The following is a 20106-nucleotide window of genomic DNA, read 5'->3' on the forward strand; positions in this document are numbered from 1 at the left end:
GTGGGGAAAGGTATGCGCATACGCGCACTGGTCGCTGTCGTTGGGCTGCTGCTGACCGCGGTGACCGTTGACGCTCTGGCCGTCACTCAAGTCAAGAGCATGCGCCTGTGGCGCGCTCCGGACAACACGCGGCTGGTCTTCGACCTGTCCGGGCCTGTGCAGCACAGCGTCTTCACCCTGACCGCACCCGATCGCCTGGTGATCGACATCAACGGCGCCACCCTCGGTGCGCCGCTGAACGTCTCCACTTCGAACACGCCGATCACCAGCGTGCGCTCGGCGCAGCGCACGCCCACCGACCTGCGGGTGGTGGTCGACCTGAAAAAGGCCGTGTCGCCGAAGAGCTTCACCCTGGCGCCGAACGCCCAGTACGGCAACCGCCTGGTGGTCGACCTGTACGACCAGGAAGCCGACGCCATTGCCGCCAGCAACCCGACCCCGCCACCGGCGCCACAAACGCCGGCGACCACCCCGGCCGTGCCGGTGACCCCGGCGCAGCCGGCGATCAAGCTGCCGCCGGCACCGGCCGGCAAGCGCGATATCGTGGTGGCCATCGACGCCGGTCACGGCGGCGAGGACCCGGGCGCGTCAGGCTCGCGCGGCCAGCATGAAAAAGACATCGTGCTGCAGATCGCCAAGGAGCTGCAGCGCCAGATCAACACCGAGAAGGGTTACCGCGCCGAGCTGACCCGCACCGGCGACTACTTCATCCCGCTGCGCAAACGCACCGAGATCGCCCGCAAGAAGGGCGCCGACCTGTTCGTCTCGATCCACGCCGACGCCGCGCCGTCCAAGGCCGCCTTCGGCGCCTCGGTGTTCGCCCTGTCCGACCGTGGCGCCACCTCCGAGACCGCGCGCTGGTTGGCCGACACGGAAAACCGCTCCGACCTGATCGGCGGTGCCGGCAACGTCAGCCTCGACGACAAGGACCGCATGCTTGCTGGCGTGCTGCTCGACCTGTCGATGACCGCCACCTTGAGCTCCAGCCTCAACGTCGGGCAGAAGGTGCTGGGCAACATGGGCCGGGTCACGCCGCTGCACAAGCAGCGCGTGGAACAAGCCGGGTTCATGGTGCTGAAGTCGCCGGACATCCCGTCGATCCTGGTCGAAACCGGGTTCATCTCCAATGCCAACGAGGCCGCCAAGCTGGCCACCCGTGGCCACCAGCAAGCCCTGGCTCGCTCGATCCACACCGGGGTTCGGCAGTTCTTCCAGCAGAACCCGCCGCCAGGCACCTACATCGCCTGGCTGCGTGACAGCGGCAAGATCGCCCAGGGCCCGCGCGAGCACAGCGTGCGCCCCGGTGAGACGCTGGCGATGATCGCCGTGCGCTATCAGGTGAGCGTCGCCGCCCTGCGCAGCAGCAACAACCTCAAGAGCGACGAGCTGAAAGTCGGCCAGCACCTCGATATCCCCACCACCGCCCTGGCGTCGCAGCAATGAGTGGCGGTTCGCGCATCCAGCTGCTCAGCCCGCGGCTGGCCAACCAGATCGCCGCCGGCGAGGTGGTCGAGCGCCCCGCCTCGGTGGCCAAGGAGCTGCTGGAGAACAGCCTGGACTCCGGTGCCCGGCGCATCGAGGTCGAGGTCGAACAGGGCGGCGTGAAGCTGCTGCGGGTGCGCGACAACGGCAGTGGCATCGCCCCCGATGACCTGCCGCTGGCCTTGGCGCGCCACGCCACCAGCAAGATCCGCGAGCTCGAGGACCTCGAAGGCGTGCTCAGCCTGGGCTTTCGCGGTGAGGCGCTGGCATCGATCAGCTCGGTGGCACGCCTGACCCTGACTTCGCGCACCGCCGAGGCCAGTGAAGCCTGGCAGGTGGAGACCGAAGGCCGCGACATGCTCCCGCGGGTGCAGCCCGCGGCGCACCCGGTCGGCACCTCGGTGGAAGTGCGCGACCTGTTCTTCAATACCCCGGCCCGACGCAAGTTCCTCAAGGCCGAGAAGACCGAGTTCGATCACCTGCAGGAAGTGATCCGGCGCCTGGCGCTGGCGCGTTTCGACGTCGGTTTCCACCTGCGGCACAACGGCAAGACCATCTTCAGCCTGCACGAAGCCGTCGACGAGATGGCCCGGGCGCGGCGCGTCGGCACCATTTGCGGCCCGGGTTTCCTCGAGCAGGCACTGCCGCTCGACGTCGAGCGCAACGGCTTGCGCCTGTGGGGCTGGGTTGGCCTGCCGACCTTCTCGCGCAGCCAGGCCGACCTGCAGTACTTCTTCGTCAACGGCCGCGCCGTGCGCGACAAGCTGGTCGCCCACGCCGTGCGCCAGGCCTATCGCGACGTGCTGTTCAATGGCCGTCACCCGACCTTCGTGTTGTTCCTCGAGTGCGACCCGACCGGCGTGGACGTCAACGTCCACCCCACCAAGCACGAAGTGCGCTTCCGTGAAGGGCGCATGGTCCACGACTTCCTCTATGGCACCTTGCACCGGGCCCTGGCCGATGTGCGCCCGGAAGACCAGCTCGCGGCCCCGGCGGCGGCGAGCGAAATGGTCCGCCCCAGCGGCCAGCAGGCCGGCGAGTTCGGCCCCCAGGGCGAGATGCGCCTGGCCTCGCCGATGCTCGAGCAGCCCCAGGGCGAGCAACGCTCGACGTTCTCCGCAGGCTCGGGTGCGGGCTATCAGTACCAGTACACGCCGCGGCCTTCGCAGCCATTGAACGTCGGCGAGGCCCAGGCGGCCTATCGCGAATTCTACGCGCCGCTGGACAACGCCAGCGCCGCGCCCAGCAGCCTGCCGCAAAGCCAGGGCGACATTCCGCCGTTGGGCTACGCCCTGGCCCAGCTCAAGGGTATCTACATCCTGGCCGAAAACGCCGTCGGCCTGGTGCTGGTGGACATGCACGCGGCCCATGAACGCATCATGTACGAGCGCCTCAAGGTGGCCATGGCCAGCGAAGGCCTGAGCGGCCAGCCGCTGTTGGTGCCGGAGTCGCTGGCGCTGAGCCAGCGCGAAGCCGACTGCGCCGAGGAGCACGCCCAGTGGTTCCAGCGCCTGGGCTTCGAGCTGCAGCGCCTGGGCCCCGAGACCCTGGCGATCCGCCAGATTCCTGCGCTGCTCAAGCAGGCCGAGGCCAACCGCCTGGTCCAGGACGTGCTCGCCGACCTCATGGAGTACGGCACCAGCGACCGTATCCAGGCGCACCTCAACGAGCTGCTCGGGACCATGGCCTGCCACGGCGCGGTGCGTGCCAACCGGCGCCTGGCCATCGCGGAAATGAACGCGCTGCTGCGCGACATGGAAAACACCGAGCGCAGCGGCCAGTGCAACCATGGCCGGCCGACCTGGACCCAGATGGGCCTGGACGACCTGGACAAGCTGTTCCTGCGGGGCCGATAAGATGAGCGCGAAACCCCCGGCGATTTTCCTCATGGGCCCGACCGCGGCCGGCAAGACCGACCTGGCCATCGAGCTGACCAAGGTGCTGCCTTGCGAGCTGATCAGCGTCGACTCGGCCCTGGTCTACCGCGGCATGGACATCGGTACCGCGAAACCCTCCAAGGCGGTGCTGGCCGCCCACCCGCACCGGCTGATCGACATCCTCGACCCGGCCGAAAGCTATTCGGCCAAGCGCTTCTGCACCGATGCCCTCGAGGCCATGGCCGAGATCACCGCGCGCGGCAAGATCCCGCTGCTGGTCGGCGGCACCATGCTTTATTACAAGGCGCTGGTCGAGGGCCTGGCCGACATGCCGGCCGCCGACCCTGCGGTGCGCGCCGAGCTCGAGGCCCAGGCCAGTACCCTGGGCCTGGCCGAGCTGCACCGCCAGCTGGCCGAAGTGGACCCGGAATCGGCCGCGCGTATCCATCCGAATGACCCGCAGCGGCTGATTCGCGCGCTTGAGGTGTACCGTGTCAGCGGCGAAAGCATGACCGCCCACCGGCAGCGTCAATTCGCGGAAAGTCGCGGCGCAGACGCAGGCGCGGACGGGCATTTGCCCTATACTGTCGCCAGCCTGGCGATAGCGCCTACAGATCGTCACATTTTGCATGAGCGAATTGCGTTACGATTTTCGCAGATGCTGGAACAGGGCTTCATCGACGAGGTCCGAACGCTGCGAGGCAGAAGTGACTTGCACGCGGAACTGCCGTCTATACGGGCAGTGGGATATCGGCAGGTCTGGGACTATCTCGACGGCAAGCTGTCTGAGAATGAGATGCGTGAACGCGGTATCATTGCCACGCGCCAGCTGGCCAAGCGCCAATTCACCTGGCTGCGCGGCTGGCACGACGTACACTGGCTGGATAGCCTGGCCTGCGACAATCTGTCCCGCACCTTGAAATACCTGGGGACCGTCTCCATATTGAGCTGAGTCCCTGCCAAATGCCGTCTATTCTTGCGAAGGGGCGGCATAATTTATCGATTTTCTTGATTTTCTACTATTGATCCTTACAGGAGTGCGGCATATGTCAAAAGGGCATTCGCTACAAGACCCTTACTTGAACACCTTGAGAAAAGAAAAAGTCCCGGTTTCGATCTATCTGGTCAACGGGATCAAGCTGCAGGGCCAGATCGAATCCTTCGACCAGTTCGTTGTGCTGCTGAAGAACACCGTCAGCCAGATGGTCTACAAGCACGCCATTTCGACCGTCGTCCCTGCCCGTCCGGTTCGCCTGCCAAGCCCGACTGATGCCGATCACGGCGATAGCGAGCCAGGCAACGCTTGAAAGTAGGAGCCTGCATTGTTCTTTGAGCGCCACGGTGGTGGTGAGCGAGCGCTGCTCGTTCACTTGGAAGGTCAGAACCCTGAGGCGCGCGAAGACCCGCAGGAGTTTCAGGAGCTGGCGCTGTCGGCCGGAGCCGATATCGTCTCGCTGGTAACAGTGGCGCGGCATCAGCCCACCGCCAAGTTTCTGATCGGCAGCGGCAAGGTCGAGGAGCTACGCGACCTGGTCCATTCGGCCGAAGCCGACCTGGTGATTTTCAATCACACCCTCACGCCCAGCCAGGAACGCAACCTCGAACGTGTCTTCGAGTGTCGCGTGCTGGACCGTACCGGGCTGATTCTCGATATCTTCGCCCAACGGGCGCGTACTCACGAAGGCAAGCTGCAGGTCGAACTGGCCCAGCTCGAGCACATGAGCACGCGGCTGGTGCGCGGCTGGACCCACCTTGAGCGGCAGAAGGGTGGTATCGGCTTGCGCGGCCCGGGCGAGACCCAGCTGGAAACCGACCGCCGACTGCTGCGGGTGCGCCTGCGCCAGATCAAGGCACGCCTGGAGAAGGTGCGCAGCCAGCGCGAGCAGGCCCGTCGCGGGCGCAAGCGCGCGGACATCCCGTCGGTGTCGCTGGTGGGCTACACCAACGCCGGCAAGTCGACCCTGTTCAACGCCCTTACCCAGTCCGAGGTGTATGCCGCCGACCAGCTGTTCGCCACCCTCGACCCGACCCTGCGCCGGCTCGAGCTGGCCGACCTGGGGCCGATCGTGCTGGCCGACACCGTGGGCTTCATTCGCCACCTGCCGCACAAGCTGGTCGAGGCATTTCGGGCTACGCTCGAAGAGTCGAGCAACTCCGACCTGCTGCTGCACGTGATCGACGCCCATGAGCCCGAGCGCATGGAGCAGATCGAGCAGGTACTGGCGGTGCTGGGCGAGATCGGCGCCGAGAGCTTGCCGATCCTCGAGGTGTATAACAAACTCGACCTGCTCGAGGATGTCGAGCCGCAGATCCAGCGCGATGCCGATGGCAAGCCGCAACGGGTCTGGGTATCGGCACGCGACGGACGCGGCCTGGAGCTGGTGGGCCAGGCGGTGGCCGAGTTGCTGGGGGACGACCTGTATGTCGGCACCCTGCGCCTGGAGCAGCGATTTGCCCGCTTGCGCGCGCAATTCTTTGCCCTGGGTGCCGTGCAGAGTGAAGAGCATGATGAAGAAGGGCGCAGCCTGCTGAGCGTGCGACTGCCCAGGGTCGAGCTGAATCGCCTGGTCAGCCGCGAAGGCATGGAGCCGCAAGTGTTTGTCGAGCAACACACTTTGCAATAAATGCCCGTCGAGGTCGGCGGGCAGCGGTGACAGGCATTCTGTAGCATTGGACGGCGCGCCGTGGGCGCGTCTTTGCTTTATCAGATGGAGAGCGCTATGGCTTGGAACGAGCCGGGTGGCAACTCGAACAATCAGGATCCCTGGGGCGGCCGCCGTAATGGTGGCGGCGGTGGTGGCGACAAGAAAGGTCCACCGGATCTGGACGAGGCCTTCCGCAAGCTGCAGGACAGCCTGAACGGCATGTTCGGCAGTGGCAAGAAACGCGGTGGCGGTGGTGACCGCAACATCGGCAAGGGTGGCAGCTTCGGCTTGCTGGGCATCGGCCTGGCGGTGCTGGCGGCGATCTGGCTGTACAACGCCGTGTACGTGGTGGACGAGCAGGAGCAGGCCGTGGTGCTGCGCTTCGGCAAGTACTACGAGACCGTCGGTCCCGGCCTGAATATCTATTTCCCGCCGATCGACCGCAAGTACATGGAAAACGTGACCCGCGAGCGGGCGTACACCAAGCAGGGGCAGATGCTCACCGAAGACGAGAACATCGTCGAAGTGCCGCTGACCGTGCAGTACCGCATCAGCAACCTGCAGGACTTCGTGCTCAACGTCGACCAGCCGGAAGTCAGCCTGCAGCATGCGACCGACAGCGCCCTGCGCCACGTGGTGGGTTCCACCTCGATGGACCAGGTGCTGACCGAGGGCCGCGAGCAGATGGCCGTGGACATCCGCGAGCGTCTGCAGCGTTTCCTCGACACCTACCGCACCGGTATCACCGTCACCCAGGTCAACGTGCAGAGCGCGGCAGCCCCGCGTGAAGTGCAGGAAGCCTTCGACGACGTGATCCGTGCCCGTGAAGACGAGCAGCGGGCGCGCAACCAGGCCGAGTCCTACGCCAACGGCGTGGTGCCGGAGGCCCGTGGCCAGGCGCAGCGCATCATCGAGGACGCCAACGGCTACCGCGACGAAGTCATCGCCCGCGCCAAGGGTGAGGCCGATCGCTTCAGCAAGCTGGTCACCGAGTACCGCAAGGCGCCGGAAGTCACGCGTCAGCGCCTGTACCTGGACACCATGCAGGAGGTTTACAGCAACTCCAGCAAGGTCCTAGTCACGGCCAAGGACGGGCAGAACAACCTGCTCTACCTGCCGCTGGACAAGATGGTCGAAGGTAGCCGCAGCACCCCTGCAGCGCCGGTCGGCAGCGTTTCGCCGTCGGTCAATGACGCCGCCGCGCGCGCCGCCCAGGACCTGCAACCACAACCGCCGCTGCGTTCCAGGGAGAGCCGCTGATGAGCAATAAATCGCTGTTCGCCCTGATCGGCGCCGTGGTGCTGGCGATCGTCGCCTGGAACTGCTTCTACATCGTCTCGCAAACTGAGCGCGCGGTACTGCTGCAGTTCGGTCGCGTGGTCAAGGCCGATGTCCAGCCTGGCCTGCATGTGAAGGTGCCGTACGTGAACCAGGTGCGCAAGTTCGACGCCCGCCTGATGACCCTCGACGCCCCGACCCAGCGTTTCCTGACGCTGGAGAAGAAAGCCGTGATGGTCGATGCCTATGCCAAGTGGCGGGTGAAGGACGCCGAGCGTTTCTACACCGCGACCTCGGGCATGAAGCAGATCGCCGACGAGCGCCTGTCGCGTCGTCTGGAAAGCGGCCTGCGTGACCAGTTCGGTAAACGCACCCTGCACGAAGTGGTTTCCGGTGAACGTGACGCGCTGATGGCCGACATCACCGCTTCGCTGAACCGCATGGCCAGCAAGGAGCTGGGCATCGAGGTGGTCGACGTGCGCGTCAAGGCCATCGACCTGCCGAAGGAAGTCAACCGCAGCGTGTTCGACCGCATGAGCACCGAGCGTGAGCGTGAGGCCCGCGAGCACCGCGCCAAGGGTAACGAGCTGGCTGAAGGTATTCGTGCCGACGCCGACCGCCAGCGCCGCGTGCTGCTGGCCGAAGCGTATCGTGAAGCGGAAGAGACCCGCGGTGATGGCGACGCCCAGGCGGCGGCCATCTATGCCAAGGCCTACACCCAGGACGCCGATTTCTATGCGTTCTACCGTAGCCTCAAGGCCTATCGCGAAAGCTTCTCCAGCAAGAGCGACGTGCTGGTCCTGGACGCGAAGAACGAGTTCTTCCGCTACCTGGACAAGAGCAAGCCCTGATGGCACTCGCATGAGGGAACGCCCCGTCTGGCAGCTAAAATGCCAGGCGGGGTGCATCCTGAATGAAAAGGGGTGTATGATGCGGCAGCCGGGAAATTCCCGGCTTTTTTGCGTCTGCAAGGTTGATTGGCCGCTGGCCTGTTGACGGTTTGGTCAGGACGCAAGGCAATTCGAGGGTATTGGCTACGGTGGTTGCGCTGGGATCGGTGCTGCCCGCTATTGTGCGCCAATGCCTGCTTTACTCACGGCTCGCCAGCTGGCAGGCCGCCCGGACCAGAGGGGAAATGGCGTAATGGCAACGGTAGACCGCTGGCTGCTGCCAGATGGCATCGAGGAAGTACTGCCACCTGAAGCCGCGCGCATCGAAATCGCGCGTCGCCAGGTGTTGGACCTGTTCCAGAGTTGGGGTTACGAACTGGTCGTCACGCCGCATATCGAGTACCTGGAGTCGCTGCTGACCGGCGCCGGCCAGGACCTGGACCAGCGCACCTTCAAGGTGGTCGACCCGCAGTCGGGCCGCCTGATGGGCTTCCGCGCCGACTTCACGCCGCAGGTGGCGCGTATCGACGCCCACACCCTGCGCCGTGAAGGCCCGAGCCGCCTGTGCTACGCCGGCAGCGTGCTGCACGCCCAGCCACGTGCCCTGTCCACCTCGCGCAGCCCGATCCAGCTGGGCGCCGAGCTGTACGGCGACGCCAGCCCGACCAGCGATGTCGAGATCATCAGCCTGATGCTCGCCACGCTGCAGCTGACCGACGTGGCGGATGTGCACATGGACCTTGGCCACGTCGGTATCTACCGTGGCCTGGCCCGTGCCGCCAACCTGTCCGGCGCGGTCGAGCAGCAGCTGTTCGACGCCCTGCAGCGCAAGGCCGTCGATGAAGTGCAGGCGCTGACCGCCGACCTGCCGAAGGACCTGGGCAACATGCTGCGCGCCCTGTGCGAGCTGTGCGGTGGCCGTGAAGTGCTGGCCGAGGCCCGCGTGCGCCTGGGCCGTGCCCCGGCCAGCGTGCTGGCGGCGCTGGACGACCTGTTGGCGATCGCCGACCGCCTGGCCGCGCGCTACCCGCAACTGCCGCTGTACTTCGACCTCGGCGAGCTGCGCGGTTACCACTACCACACCGGCGTGGTGTTCGCCGTGTTCGTCCCGGGCGAGGGCCAATCGATCGCCCAGGGCGGGCGCTACGACGACATTGGCGCCGATTTCGGCCGGGCCCGCCCGGCCACCGGTTTCTCCACGGATTTGAAGACCCTGGTCACACTGGGGCGAGCGGAGGTCGTATTGCCTGCTGGCGGCATCTGGATGCCCGACAGCAGCGATGCGGCCCTCTGGCAGATGGTCTGCCAGTTGCGCAACGAGGGCCAGCGTGTGGTCCAGGCCCTGCCTGGCCAGCCGCTGAGTGCTGCTCTCGAGGCGGATTGTGATCGGCAATTGATTCAGCAAGACGGGCGCTGGCAGGTTCTGCCGCTGACCCATTGAGATTCTGTGCCGGCAATGGGCCGGCAACCAAGTTTGCGTGAATGAGGACAAGTGTTATGGGTAAGAATGTCGTCGTCCTGGGCACCCAGTGGGGTGATGAGGGCAAAGGCAAGATCGTCGATCTGCTGACCGAACATGCTGCCGCCGTAGTGCGCTACCAAGGTGGCCACAACGCGGGTCACACCCTGGTGATCAACGGTGAGAAGACCGTTCTGCACCTGATTCCTTCGGGCATCCTGCGTGAAGGCGTACAGTGCCTGATCGGCAACGGCGTGGTCGTTGCGCCGGACGCCCTGATGCGTGAAATCACCAAGCTGGAAGAGAAGGGCGTACCGGTGCGCGAGCGCCTGCGCATCAGCCCGGCCGCGCCGCTGATCCTGTCCTACCACGTGGCGCTGGACCAGGCCCGTGAGAAGGCCCGTGGCGAAGCCAAGATCGGCACCACCGGCCGTGGCATCGGCCCCGCCTACGAAGACAAGGTCGCCCGCCGTGGCCTGCGCGTCGGCGATCTGTTCCACCGCGAGCGTTTCGCCGCCAAGCTCGGTGAGCTGCTGGACTACCACAACTTCCAGCTGGTCAATTACTACAAAGAGCCGGCCATCGACTTCCAGCAGACCCTGGACGAGTGCATGGCTTACGCCGAGCAGCTCAAGCCGATGATGCTCGACGTCACCGCCGAGCTGCACAACCTGCGCCGCGCCGGCAAGGACATCATGTTCGAAGGCGCCCAGGGCTCGCTGCTGGACATCGACCACGGTACCTACCCGTACGTCACCAGCTCCAACACCACCGCTGGCGGCATCTCCACCGGTTCCGGCGTTGGCCCGATGTACCTGGACTACATCCTCGGTATCACCAAGGCCTACACCACCCGCGTCGGTTCCGGTCCGTTCCCGACCGAACTGTTCGACGAGACTGGCGCCACCCTGGCCAAGCGTGGCCACGAGTTCGGTTCGACCACCGGCCGTGCCCGTCGCTGCGGCTGGTTCGATGCCGTGATCCTGCGTCGCGCCATCGACGTCAACAGTATCTCGGGCATCTGCCTGACCAAGCTGGACGTGCTGGACGGCCTGGAGACCATCAACATCTGCGTGGGCTACAAGAACGAGAACGGCGCCGTCATCGACGCGCCTTCCGACGCCGACAGCTACATCGGCCTGGAGCCGGTGTACGAAGAGATGCCAGGCTGGAGCGAGTCGACCCTGGGCATGAAAACCCTGGAAGAACTGCCAGCCGCCGCGCGCGCTTACATCAAGCGCATCGAGGAGTTGGTAGGTGCGCCGATCGATATCATCTCGACCGGCCCGGACCGCAACGAGACCATCGTGCTGCGTCATCCGTTCGCCTGATCAGCTACCCCGCTAGCTGACTGAACGCCGCGCCCCCGCAAGGAGGCGCGGCGTTTTCATGTGCGCAGCCCACGTGCGCACAAATGCCTTGCCTCGCGCTTTCCTTTGGCGTTTATGCCTGCTGCCTTCGGCACAACCCTTGCTGTAAGAAGTTTCTGTAGATGCCATCAAAGTAATGGCCCCAGAAACACGAGGGTTACAACGTGTCCGCCATCCTTTCACTGTTACGAAGCCGCCTGTTGCGGCCTGTGTTTGTTGCGCTTGGTATCGCTCTTCTGGTGCAGGTGCTGGTTGCCGTCGCACTGACACGGAGCACGGTCACCGCCCTGGAGGCCGACCTGGGCGAGCGCCTGGGTAACGACAGCCGGCAATTGGCCGCCGAGCTGGAGCAGGCCGGGCAGGATGTGCGCGCTGGCCTCGACAGCCTCTCGGCCAGTACGCGTCAGCGCCTGAGCGCGGGCCTGTCCAGTCGCCTGCACGACGAGCAGCAGCAATTGCGCGCCACCCTTGAACAGAACCTCAAGGACTCGGCCAACGACATGGCCGAGCTGCTGGCCTCGGTCGCGCCGCGGGCGATCTGGGACAACGACGTGCCGATGCTGTCGGACTTCGCCCGCCGCGCCCAGCGCAATCCCAACGTGTTGTTCGTGATCTACGACGATGCCCAGGGCCAGCACCTGACGCGCTACCTCAACCGGCAGAACCCGATCAACCAGGCGTTGATCGACAAGGGCCAGGGCGAGCGGGCGCTGGACAAGGTGCTCGATGCGGCGCGCAAGGACCCGTCGGTGTACTTCATCGAGGCGTCGATCAACCCTAATGGCGCCGAGATCGGCAAAGTGCTGATGGGGGTGTCCACGGCTGGAGTCGACAAGGAACTGCAGGCCCTGGACCTGCGCTTCAACGCGCTGATCGCCAGCGGTGAGCAACTGGTCGGCGACAGCCTGGTGGCCGCCGCAGCCGACAGTGGCAAGGCCCTGCGCGCGCGCCTGGAGACCGCGCAGAACAGTGCCACGGCGATGCAGGCCAATACCGCGCAGACCGTGCGTGATGCCGCCGCCGAGCTGCGCTGGCGGATTGGCCTGGGCCTGGTGCTGGTGGGCCTGGGCGTGCTGCTGGTGGTGGCCGTGGTGCTGGGGCGGCGGGTGCTCAGCAAGCTGCGCCTGTTGATCGCTGCGCTCAACGACCTGGCGGCAGGCGAAGGCGACCTGACCAAGCGCGTGACCCTGGACAGCCGCGACGAGATTGGCGACATGGCCTCGGCGGTGAACCGCTTCGTCGACAAGCTGCAGCCTATCGTCCGCGAGGCGGGCGAGGTGGCCCAGCGCACTGGCGTGGAAATCGGCGCCATGGCCCAGCGCAACGCCGGCGCCGATGCCGCCGCCGCGTTGCAGCGCGACGAGGTGGCGGCCAGCCTGCGTGACCTGTCGAGCATGGCGGACGAGGCCCAGGCCGAGAGCCAGGCGATGCAGGCGGCGTTGCAGCAGGTGGTCGATATTCGCCAGGCCACCGATGAGAACAGCCAGGCCACCACGCAGTTGGCGCGGCTGATCGAGAACCTGGCCGGCGAGGTGCAGACCGGCTCCCAGGTGATCGAGCGTCTGGCCCAGCAGAGCGAGCAGATCGAGGTGGTACTGACGGTGATCCATGGCATCGCCGAGCAGACCAACTTGCTGGCGCTCAATGCGGCCATCGAGGCGGCGCGGGCGGGGGAGACCGGGCGTGGCTTTGCCGTGGTGGCCGACGAGGTGCGGGCGCTGGCGAGCAAGACGCAGAGCTCGACCGGGGATATCCAGTCGCACATCGCCGCGCTGCAGCAGGGGGCCAAGGAAGCGGTGGCGACCATCAGCCAGGCTGGGCGCCAGGCCAGCGAAGGCTTGCTGGTGCTGCGTGACAACGAGCGGCGTCAGCAGTCGGTACAGGCTGCGGTGGAGCAGGTGCATGCGGCAATCGGCCTGGCCACCCGTGCGGCGGAGCAGCAGGCCAATGGCGCGCAGGCGGTGCGCGGGCGAGTGGAAACCATCCACACCCAGGCCGAGCGTTCGGCCGAGGTGGTGATGCAGACCACCGCCAGCAGCAAGGTGCTCGATGACCTGGCGGCGCAGTTGCGCGCCAGCCTTGGGCAGTTCAGGGCCTGAGGTTCGCCGGCAAGCCGGCTCCTACACGAAACCCGTAGGAGCCGGCTTGCCGGCGAACAGGGGTGTCACGCCTTGTTCAGATACATCCGCGTGGTCAGCAGATACACCGGCAGCCCCGACACCAGGATCAGCAACGCCGCATACGGCGCCGCCGCGGCGAACTCGACATTGGCGGTGTGCGCCCACACCTCGGTGGCCAGCGTAGTCATGCCGGTGGGGCTGAGCAGCAAGGTCGCGGTCAGCTCCTTCATCGCATCCAGGAACACCAGGGCGAAGGCCGCCGCCATCGCCGGGAAGATGATCGGCAGGGTGACCCGACAGAACGCCGCGAAGCTGCTCGCGCCCAGGGTTCGCGCCGCCTCTTCCAGGGTTGGCGAGGCCTTGTTCAGCGCCGTGCGCACCGGCGACTGGGCCAGCGGCAGGAACAGCAGGGCGTAGGCCAGGATCAGCAAAGCGGTGGTCTGGTACAGCGCCGGCACGTAGTGCAAGGCGAAGAACACCAGGGTCAGCGCGATCACCAGGCCGGGCAGGGCGTGCAGCAGGTATGGCAGGCGTTCGGCCCAGATCGCCAGGCGCCCCTTGTAGCGCACCACCAGGAAGCTGATCGGCAACGCCAGCAGCACGCAGAAGCCAGCGCCGCCCAGCGACACCGACAGCGAAGTGACCAGTGCCTTGCCGATGGCTGCAACCGGGAACGCCGCCGACGAGCCGACGCTCAGCCAGTAGCCGAGCATCGCCAGCGGAATGCCGCTGCCCAGCACCGCCAGTGTCAGGCAGAACAGCTGCCCCAGGGGCATCCAACCGCGCAGGCGCAGCGGCTGGGCGCGGCGTGCCACGCCTTGGCCGATGCGCACGTGGCGGGCCTTGCCGCGCACCCGCAGCTCCAGCCACAGCATCGCCAGGCACAGCACCAGCAGCACGGCCGAAAGCATCGCGGCATTGGCGTTGCTGAACTCCAGCTCGAACTGCTGGTAGATCGCCGTGGTGAAGGTCTGCAAGCCGAGGATCGACAGTGCGCCGAACTCCACCAGCATGTGCAGGGCGATCAGCAGCGCGCCGCCGAGCATCGATGGCCACAGCAGTGGCAGGGTGATCTTGCGGAACACCCCCCAGCGACTGCAGCCCAGGGTGCGTGCCGACTCCTCGAGCGCGGTGTCGAGGTTGCGCAAGGTGGCGGCCACCGGCAGGAACACCAGTGGGTACTTGGACAGCGCCATCACCAGGATCGCCCCGCCGAGGCCTTCGAAGTCCGAGCTCAGCGACACCCAGGTGAAGCTGCTGACAAACGACGGCACGGCGAACGGCAGGCACAGCAGCACGCCCCACAGGCGCCGGCCCGGCAGGTCGCTGCGTTCCAGCAGCCAGGCCAGGGCCACGCCGACGACCAGGCACAGCAGGGTGACGCCGACCATCAGCAGCAGGGTGTTGCGCAGCAAGCCCCAGACGAACGGGCGCCAGAGCAGGCGCAGCGCTTCATGCCAGCCGGCATCCCAGGCCTTGAGCCCGACATACAGCAAGGGCAGCAGGCTCATGGCCACCAGGAACAATACAGGCAGCACCACCCAGACGGACGGGCGCTTGCGCCGCGCAACGAAGCGAGCCAGGGCGGGCGAGGGCAGGGCGGCGGTCATCAGAGCAGGCCAACCTCACGTTCGAGCTCGATGGCCTCCTCGGCATTGCCCAGGTCGGCTGGCGAGATCTGCGGCGGGCGCAGTTCGTTGAACGGCTTCAGGCCGCGATCGGAGACCATGCCTTTGTGCAGTGGGTACTCGGCGGTGGTCTGGGTGATCACGCGCTGGCCTTCTTCACTGGCCATCCAGTTGAGCAGGGCCTGGGCTTGCTTGGGGTGCTTGCTGGCCTTGACCACCGCGGCGCCGGAAACGGTGACCAGGTTGCCGGCATCGCCATCGGCGAGGTAGTACAGCTTGGAATCCAGCTTGCCGCGTTCGCGCTCAAGGGCATACCAGTAGTAGTTGTTCACCAGTACTGCGGCCACTTCACCTTTTTCCACGGCTTTGAGGGCAACCATGTTGTTGGTGTAGGTCTTGCCGAACGCTTTCAGGCCGGTCAGCCATTCCTCGGTGGCTTCGCGTCCGTGCATCTTCAGGATGGCCACGGCCTGTTCCTGGAAGGCGCCGCTGGTGGGGACATAGCCGACGCGTCCGTCCCATTCGGGGTTGGCGAAATCCATCACCGTGGTCGGCAGGTCTTTCTCGTCGATCTTCTTCGGGTTGAACACCACGATGCGGGTGCGGGCGGTGATGCCCATCCAGGTGCCGTTGGCGCCTACATACTCCTTGGGCATCATGTTCGCGGTGGCGTCGTCGATCTTGGCCAGCAGGCCCAGCTCGCCGAGGTTGTTCAGCGGTGGCGATTCTTCGGTGTAGATGATGTCGGCCGGCGAGCGCGCGCCTTCCTCGATGATCTGGCTGGCCAGCTGGTTGCTGCTGCCCTTGCGGATATTGATATGGATGCCGGTCTTGGCCTCGTAGGCCTTGGCGATGGCTTCGCCGATTTCCTTGTGCTGGCCGTTGTACATCGTCAACGTGACGGGCTCGTCTGCCAGGGCGGCCGGAGCGCCGATCACCAGGCTCAGAACTGCAGCGGCCAGGGTGCGCATCAGCGGTTGCGGGCGGATCGTCATGCGGGTACTTCCTCGCTTACGGCTACATATTTGGAAACAATGGTAAACGAAATCGTTTCTCAAATGGGCGCATGACGGGAAATTCATGGGCGTTCGCCTTGATGCATTCTGGGCCTGTGAGACCGAGCGCCGCGCGGGCGGCGCTCGATCCTGAATGTGCCAGAGAATCATCGGCGGGCGAGAGGGGCAACCAAAAATCGCAGGCAAGAAAAAACCCACTAGCAAGCTAGTGGGTTTTTGTATGGTGCCCAGGAGAAGACTCGAACTTCCACGACCGTTAAGTCACTGATACCTGAAACCAGCGCGTCTACCAATTCCGCCACCTGGGCAAAGCTTTGCATCATCTGTCGAAGGCGACTATCGTACGCTTTCACACAGTAGCAACAGATCCTTGGTCATCTGTTACTTGAAAATATTTGGTGCCCAGGAGAAGACTCGAACTTCCACGGCCGTTAAGCCACTGATACCTGAAACCAGCGCGTCTACCAATTCCGCCACCTGGGCACACATTCGAGATCAAGATGCTTTACAGCGTCGTTCATCTCTACTACAACTTCGGGGTTGTCCGTCGTTGTGGTGCGCACTATACGGACGCTCCTGATGCCTGTAAAGCCCCCGATCGAAAAAAATCTCAAAAAATTCAACTTGTTGATTCCGCAGGCCTATTGTCGCTCACCGAACACCGTGGCGGGGCTGTCCAAGGCTGAGATTTCCGGTTTCAATACGCCTATGCCAGAATTCCTATCTATATACCCCAAGGTGAACCCCTTCTGATGGCCGATTGGCAATCCCTCGATCCCGAGGCCGCTCGCGAAGCGGAAAAATACGACAATCCTATTCCTAGCCGTGAGCTGATCCTGCAGCGCCTCGCCGACCGTGGCGAACCGGCTGCCCGCGAACAGCTGGCTGAAGAATTCGGTCTTTACGAAGAAGACCAGATCGAAGCCCTGCGCCGCCGCCTGCGCGCCATGGAGCGTGACGGCCAGCTTATCTACACCCGGCGCGGCACCTATGCCCCGGTGGACAAGCTCGACCTGATCTGCGGCCGTGTCTCCGGCCACCGCGATGGCTTCGGCTTCCTGATCCCCGACGACGGCAGCGAGGACCTGTTCCTCAGCCCTGCGCAGATGCGCCTGGTGTTCGACGGCGACCGTGGCCTGGCCCGGGTTTCCGGTGTCGATCGCCGTGGTCGCCGCGAAGGCGTGCTGGTGGAAGTCATCTCCCGCGCCCATGAAAGCGTGGTCGGCCGCTACTTCGAAGAAGGCGGCATCGGCTACGTGACCCCGGACAACCCGAAGATCCAGCAGGAAGTGCTGGTCACCGCCGGGCGCAACGGCGGGGCGAAGATCGGCCAGTTCGTGTCGATCAAGATCACCCACTGGCCCACTCCGCGCTTCCAGCCGCAGGGTGACGTGGTCGAGGTGATCGGTAACTACATGGCCCCGGGCATGGAGATCGACATCGCCCTGCGCAGCTACGACATCCCGCATGTCTGGCCCAAGGACGTGATCAAGGAAGCGCGCAAGTTCCGCTCGGAAGTCGAGGAGAAGGACAAGGAGAAGCGCATCGACCTGCGCCACCTGCCGTTCGTCACCATCGACGGCGAGGACGCCCGCGACTTCGACGACGCCGTCTACTGCGAACCCCTGGGCAAGCTGCGCCTGTTCTCCGGCGGTTGGCGCCTGTACGTGGCGATCGCCGACGTGTCCAGCTACGTGCGCCTGGGCTCGGCCCTGGACGTCGAGGCCCAGCAGCGCGGCAACTCGGTGTACTTCCCCGAGCGGGTGATCCCGATGCTGCCCGAGGAGCTGTCCAACGGCCTGTGCTCGCTGAACCCGCACGTCGATCGCCTGGCCATGGTGTGCGAAATGACCATGAACAAGGCCGGCCAGATGGTCGACTACCAGTTCTACGAAGGCGTCATCCACTCCCATGCTCGCCTGACCTACAACAAGGTCAGCAGCATGCTCGAGCATGCCCGCACCCGTGAGGGCAAGGCGCTGCGCGAGGAGTACAAGGAGGTCCTGCCGGACCTGAAGAACCTGTACAACCTGTACAAGGTGCTGGTCGATGCCCGTCACACCCGTGGCGCCATCGATTTCGAAACGCAGGAAACCCGCATCATCTTCGGCGATGACCGCAAGATCGACGAAATTCGTCCGACCGTGCGCAACGACGCCCACAAGCTGATCGAAGAATGCATGCTGGCGGCCAACGTCGCCACCGCCGAGTTCCTGCAAAAGCACAACGTCCCCTCGCTGTACCGCGTGCACGACGGCCCGCCGCCGGAGCGCCTGGAAAAACTGCGCGCCTTCCTCGGCGAGCTGGGCCTGACCCTGCACAAGGGCAAGGACCCGTCGCCCAAGGATTACCAGGCCCTGCTGGCGAGCATCGCCGGGCGCCCGGACTTCCATCTGATCCAGACCGTCATGCTGCGCTCGCTGAGCCAGGCGGTGTACAGCGTCGAGAACAACGGCCACTTCGGCCTGAACTACGAGGCCTACACCCACTTCACCTCGCCGATCCGCCGTTACCCGGACCTGCTGGTGCACCGCGCCATTCGCAGCGTGATCCGCTCCAAGGTCGACACCCCGCACGTCAAGCGTGCCGGTGCCATGAGCATCCCCAAGGCGCGTATCTACCCGTACGACGAGAACAGCCTGGAGCAGATGGGCGAGCAGTGCTCGATGACCGAGCGCCGCGCCGACGAGGCCACCCGCGACGTGGTCAACTGGCTCAAGTGCGAATACATGCGCGACCGCGTGGGCGAGACCTTCCCTGGCGTGATCACCGCGGTGACCGGTTTTGGCCTGTTCATCGAGCTGACCGATATCTATGTCGAGGGCCTGGTGCACGTCAGCGCCTTGCCGGGCGACTACTACCACTTCGATCCGGTGCACCACCGCCTGTCGGGTGAGCGCAGCGGCCGCAGCTTCCGCCTGGGCGACACCGTGGAAGTCAAGGTCATGCGCGTCGACCTCGAGCAGCGCAAGATCGACTTCGAAATGTCCGAAGCCACGGTCAACGCGCCGGTCGGCCGCAAGCCTGCCGCCGCAGGTAAGGCCGTGGCCGGCAAGGCCGCGCCTGAGCCAGCCCCGGCGCCCGAGGCGAAGATCTCGCCCAAGCCGCGCAGCCGCAAGAGCGAGGCCGCCGAGGCGTACTTCCCGAAAGACGCCGTGCAGCGCAACGCCGAAGTGCGCAAGAGCCGCGAGATGAAAAAAGCCCTGATGGGCGAAGCGCGCCATGCCGGCAGCAAGCCGGAGAAGGGCGCCAAGGCGGCGGGCAAGACCAAGCATCGCAAGGGGCCGTCGAAGTCCGGCGCGCCACGTAAGGGCAAGAGCAAGCCATGAGTCAGCTGGAAAAGATCTACGGCGTGCATGCCGTCCAGGCACTGCTGCAACACCACCCCAAGCGGGTCAAGCAGATCTGGCTCTCCGAGGGGCGTAGCGAGCCGCGTATCCAGGCGCTGCTGGAGCTGGCCGCGCAGAATCGCGTGCAGGTCGGCCAGGCCGAACGCCGCGAGCTCGACGCCTGGGTCGAGGGCGTGCACCAGGGCGTGGTCGCCGAGGTGAGCCCGAGCCAGGTGTGGGGCGAAGCGATGCTCGACGAGTTGCTCGAGCGCACCGAGACCCCGCCGCTGATCCTGGTGCTCGATGGCGTCACCGACCCGCACAACCTCGGCGCCTGCCTGCGCACCGCCGATGCTGCCGGCGCCACCGCCGTGGTGATCCCCAAGGACAAGTCGGCCACGCTCACCGGAGTGGTGCGCAAGGTCGCCTGCGGCGCCGCCGAGGTGATGCCGCTGGTGGCCGTGACCAACCTGTCCCGTACCCTGGAGAAACTCCAGCAGCGCGGGCTGTGGGTGGTCGGCACCGCTGGCGAGGCCGAGCAGGAGGTCTACCAGCAGGACCTGACGGGCCCGCTGGTGATGATCATGGGCGCCGAAGGCAAGGGCATGCGCCGCCTGACCCGCGAGCACTGCGACTTCCTGGTCAAGCTGCCGATGGCCGGTAGCGTCAGCAGCCTGAACGTCTCGGTGGCCACCGGGGTGTGCCTGTTCGAGGCCGTGCGTCAGCGTCAGAAAACCTGAAGGCTGGCGTTATCTCTGTAGGAGCCGGCGAACACCGGCGTAGCCGGTGCCATGCACTGCGCTGCCTGTTTCGCCAGCAATGGCTCCTACAAGAACGGCCGATGCCGGGTTGTTCAAATAATCGCCAATTACCTTGCTTGTCCCCGCGGCCTTCTCTACAATTGCGCCCCTTGCCGAGTTGGCCGGCGCGCATGCGCCTTCGCTCAGGGCAAGACATACAGTGTCATTCACTCCTTGTCTGACCAGATTGCTGGCAGACTACTAACCCGTAA

14 protein-coding genes and 2 tRNA genes are annotated in these 20106 nt (G+C 65.4%); 12 read left to right on the forward strand and 4 right to left on the reverse strand.

Annotated features, from left to right (window positions below; translation table 11 throughout):
* Positions 1–12: 12 nt before the first annotated feature.
* The 10 genes from KSS95_RS05535 to KSS95_RS05580 all read left to right on the forward strand — a co-directional run bounded on the left by KSS95_RS05535 (position 13) and on the right by KSS95_RS05580 (position 13100).
* Positions 13–1443: an N-acetylmuramoyl-L-alanine amidase gene (locus KSS95_RS05535; protein ID WP_217852356.1), complete on the forward strand. Its 1431-nt coding sequence runs from the start codon at positions 13–15 to the stop codon at positions 1441–1443.
* Complete coding sequence (gene mutL, locus KSS95_RS05540) at positions 1440–3338, forward strand: DNA mismatch repair endonuclease MutL (protein ID WP_217852358.1); 1899 nt, start codon at positions 1440–1442, stop codon at positions 3336–3338. The genes KSS95_RS05535 and mutL overlap by 4 nt, the downstream gene beginning before the upstream one ends.
* Position 3339: 1 nt before the next feature.
* Entirely contained in the window at positions 3340–4311 is a 972-nt protein-coding gene (miaA, locus tag KSS95_RS05545; protein WP_217852360.1) for a tRNA (adenosine(37)-N6)-dimethylallyltransferase MiaA, read from the forward strand.
* Between the two features lie 94 nt (positions 4312–4405).
* Entirely contained in the window at positions 4406–4666 is a 261-nt protein-coding gene (hfq, locus tag KSS95_RS05550; RefSeq protein WP_134690293.1) for an RNA chaperone Hfq, read from the forward strand.
* A gap of 15 nt (positions 4667–4681) precedes the next feature.
* Complete coding sequence (gene hflX / locus KSS95_RS05555) at positions 4682–5983, forward strand: ribosome rescue GTPase HflX (protein WP_217852362.1); 1302 nt, start codon at positions 4682–4684, stop codon at positions 5981–5983.
* A 96-nt stretch (positions 5984–6079) separates the two neighbouring features.
* A complete protein-coding gene (gene hflK, locus KSS95_RS05560; RefSeq protein ID WP_217852364.1) occupies positions 6080–7264 on the forward strand; it encodes an FtsH protease activity modulator HflK in 1185 nt (394 codons plus the stop codon).
* Positions 7264–8133 carry a protease modulator HflC gene (gene hflC, locus KSS95_RS05565; protein WP_134690290.1) on the forward strand — a complete coding sequence of 290 codons (870 nt, stop codon included), beginning with the start codon at positions 7264–7266 and terminating at the stop codon, positions 8131–8133. Before hflK ends, hflC begins: the two co-directional genes overlap by 1 nt.
* 292 nt (positions 8134–8425) lie before the next feature.
* Positions 8426–9613, forward strand: coding sequence for an ATP phosphoribosyltransferase regulatory subunit (locus tag KSS95_RS05570; RefSeq protein ID WP_217852366.1), 1188 nt, complete (start codon positions 8426–8428; stop codon positions 9611–9613).
* Between the two features lie 56 nt (positions 9614–9669).
* The gene (locus tag KSS95_RS05575; protein WP_217852368.1) at positions 9670–10962 is read left to right on the forward strand and encodes an adenylosuccinate synthase; all 1293 of its coding nucleotides are present in this window, start codon (positions 9670–9672) and stop codon (positions 10960–10962) included.
* A gap of 203 nt (positions 10963–11165) precedes the next feature.
* Entirely contained in the window at positions 11166–13100 is a 1935-nt protein-coding gene (locus tag KSS95_RS05580; protein WP_217852370.1) for a methyl-accepting chemotaxis protein, read from the forward strand.
* Between the two features lie 65 nt (positions 13101–13165).
* Here the strand turns inward: KSS95_RS05580 and KSS95_RS05585 are convergent, their stop codons facing one another.
* The 4 genes from KSS95_RS05585 to KSS95_RS05600 form a co-directional block, all read right to left on the reverse strand.
* Positions 13166–14731, reverse strand: coding sequence for an ABC transporter permease (locus tag KSS95_RS05585; protein ID WP_217852372.1), 1566 nt, complete (start codon positions 14729–14731; stop codon positions 13166–13168).
* Positions 14731–15744 (reverse strand): extracellular solute-binding protein, encoded by a 1014-nt coding sequence (locus tag KSS95_RS05590; RefSeq protein WP_217852374.1) that lies wholly within the window; start codon positions 15742–15744, stop codon positions 14731–14733. Before KSS95_RS05590 ends, KSS95_RS05585 begins: the two co-directional genes overlap by 1 nt.
* A gap of 242 nt (positions 15745–15986) precedes the next feature.
* A tRNA-Leu gene (locus KSS95_RS05595) sits at positions 15987–16073 on the reverse strand.
* A gap of 88 nt (positions 16074–16161) precedes the next feature.
* A tRNA-Leu gene (locus KSS95_RS05600) sits at positions 16162–16248 on the reverse strand.
* A 269-nt stretch (positions 16249–16517) separates the two neighbouring features.
* Here KSS95_RS05600 and rnr point away from each other — a divergent pair.
* Together rnr and rlmB are read left to right on the forward strand one after the other, a co-directional pair.
* A complete protein-coding gene (gene rnr / locus KSS95_RS05605) occupies positions 16518–19094 on the forward strand; it encodes a ribonuclease R (protein ID WP_217852377.1) in 2577 nt (858 codons plus the stop codon).
* Positions 19091–19834 carry a 23S rRNA (guanosine(2251)-2'-O)-methyltransferase RlmB gene (gene rlmB, locus KSS95_RS05610; RefSeq protein ID WP_217852379.1) on the forward strand — a complete coding sequence of 248 codons (744 nt, stop codon included), beginning with the start codon at positions 19091–19093 and terminating at the stop codon, positions 19832–19834. The genes rnr and rlmB overlap by 4 nt, the downstream gene beginning before the upstream one ends.
* The last annotated feature ends 272 nt before the right edge of the window (positions 19835–20106 follow it).

Origin of the sequence: Pseudomonas muyukensis, from assembly GCF_019139535.1 — a bacterium.
Taxonomy (GTDB): domain Bacteria; phylum Pseudomonadota; class Gammaproteobacteria; order Pseudomonadales; family Pseudomonadaceae; genus Aquipseudomonas; species Aquipseudomonas muyukensis.

Excerpts from the sequence above, each read along its gene's own strand:
- mutL (WP_217852358.1), top strand. The coding sequence starts at position 1,440 with ATGAGTGGCGGTTCGCGCATCCAGCTGCTCAGCCCGCGGCTGGCCAAC.
- KSS95_RS05575 (WP_217852368.1), top strand. The coding sequence starts at position 9,670 with ATGGGTAAGAATGTCGTCGTCCTGGGCACCCAGTGGGGTGATGAGGGC.
- hflK (WP_217852364.1), top strand. The coding sequence starts at position 6,080 with ATGGCTTGGAACGAGCCGGGTGGCAACTCGAACAATCAGGATCCCTGG.
- hflC (WP_134690290.1), top strand. The coding sequence starts at position 7,264 with ATGAGCAATAAATCGCTGTTCGCCCTGATCGGCGCCGTGGTGCTGGCG.
- miaA (WP_217852360.1), top strand. The coding sequence starts at position 3,340 with ATGAGCGCGAAACCCCCGGCGATTTTCCTCATGGGCCCGACCGCGGCC.
- hfq (WP_134690293.1), top strand. The coding sequence starts at position 4,406 with ATGTCAAAAGGGCATTCGCTACAAGACCCTTACTTGAACACCTTGAGA.
- KSS95_RS05590 (WP_217852374.1), bottom strand. The coding sequence starts at position 15,744 with ATGACGATCCGCCCGCAACCGCTGATGCGCACCCTGGCCGCTGCAGTT.
- rlmB (WP_217852379.1), top strand. The coding sequence starts at position 19,091 with ATGAGTCAGCTGGAAAAGATCTACGGCGTGCATGCCGTCCAGGCACTG.
- KSS95_RS05535 (WP_217852356.1), top strand. The coding sequence starts at position 13 with ATGCGCATACGCGCACTGGTCGCTGTCGTTGGGCTGCTGCTGACCGCG.
- KSS95_RS05585 (WP_217852372.1), bottom strand. The coding sequence starts at position 14,731 with ATGACCGCCGCCCTGCCCTCGCCCGCCCTGGCTCGCTTCGTTGCGCGG.
- rnr (WP_217852377.1), top strand. The coding sequence starts at position 16,518 with ATGGCCGATTGGCAATCCCTCGATCCCGAGGCCGCTCGCGAAGCGGAA.
- KSS95_RS05570 (WP_217852366.1), top strand. The coding sequence starts at position 8,426 with ATGGCAACGGTAGACCGCTGGCTGCTGCCAGATGGCATCGAGGAAGTA.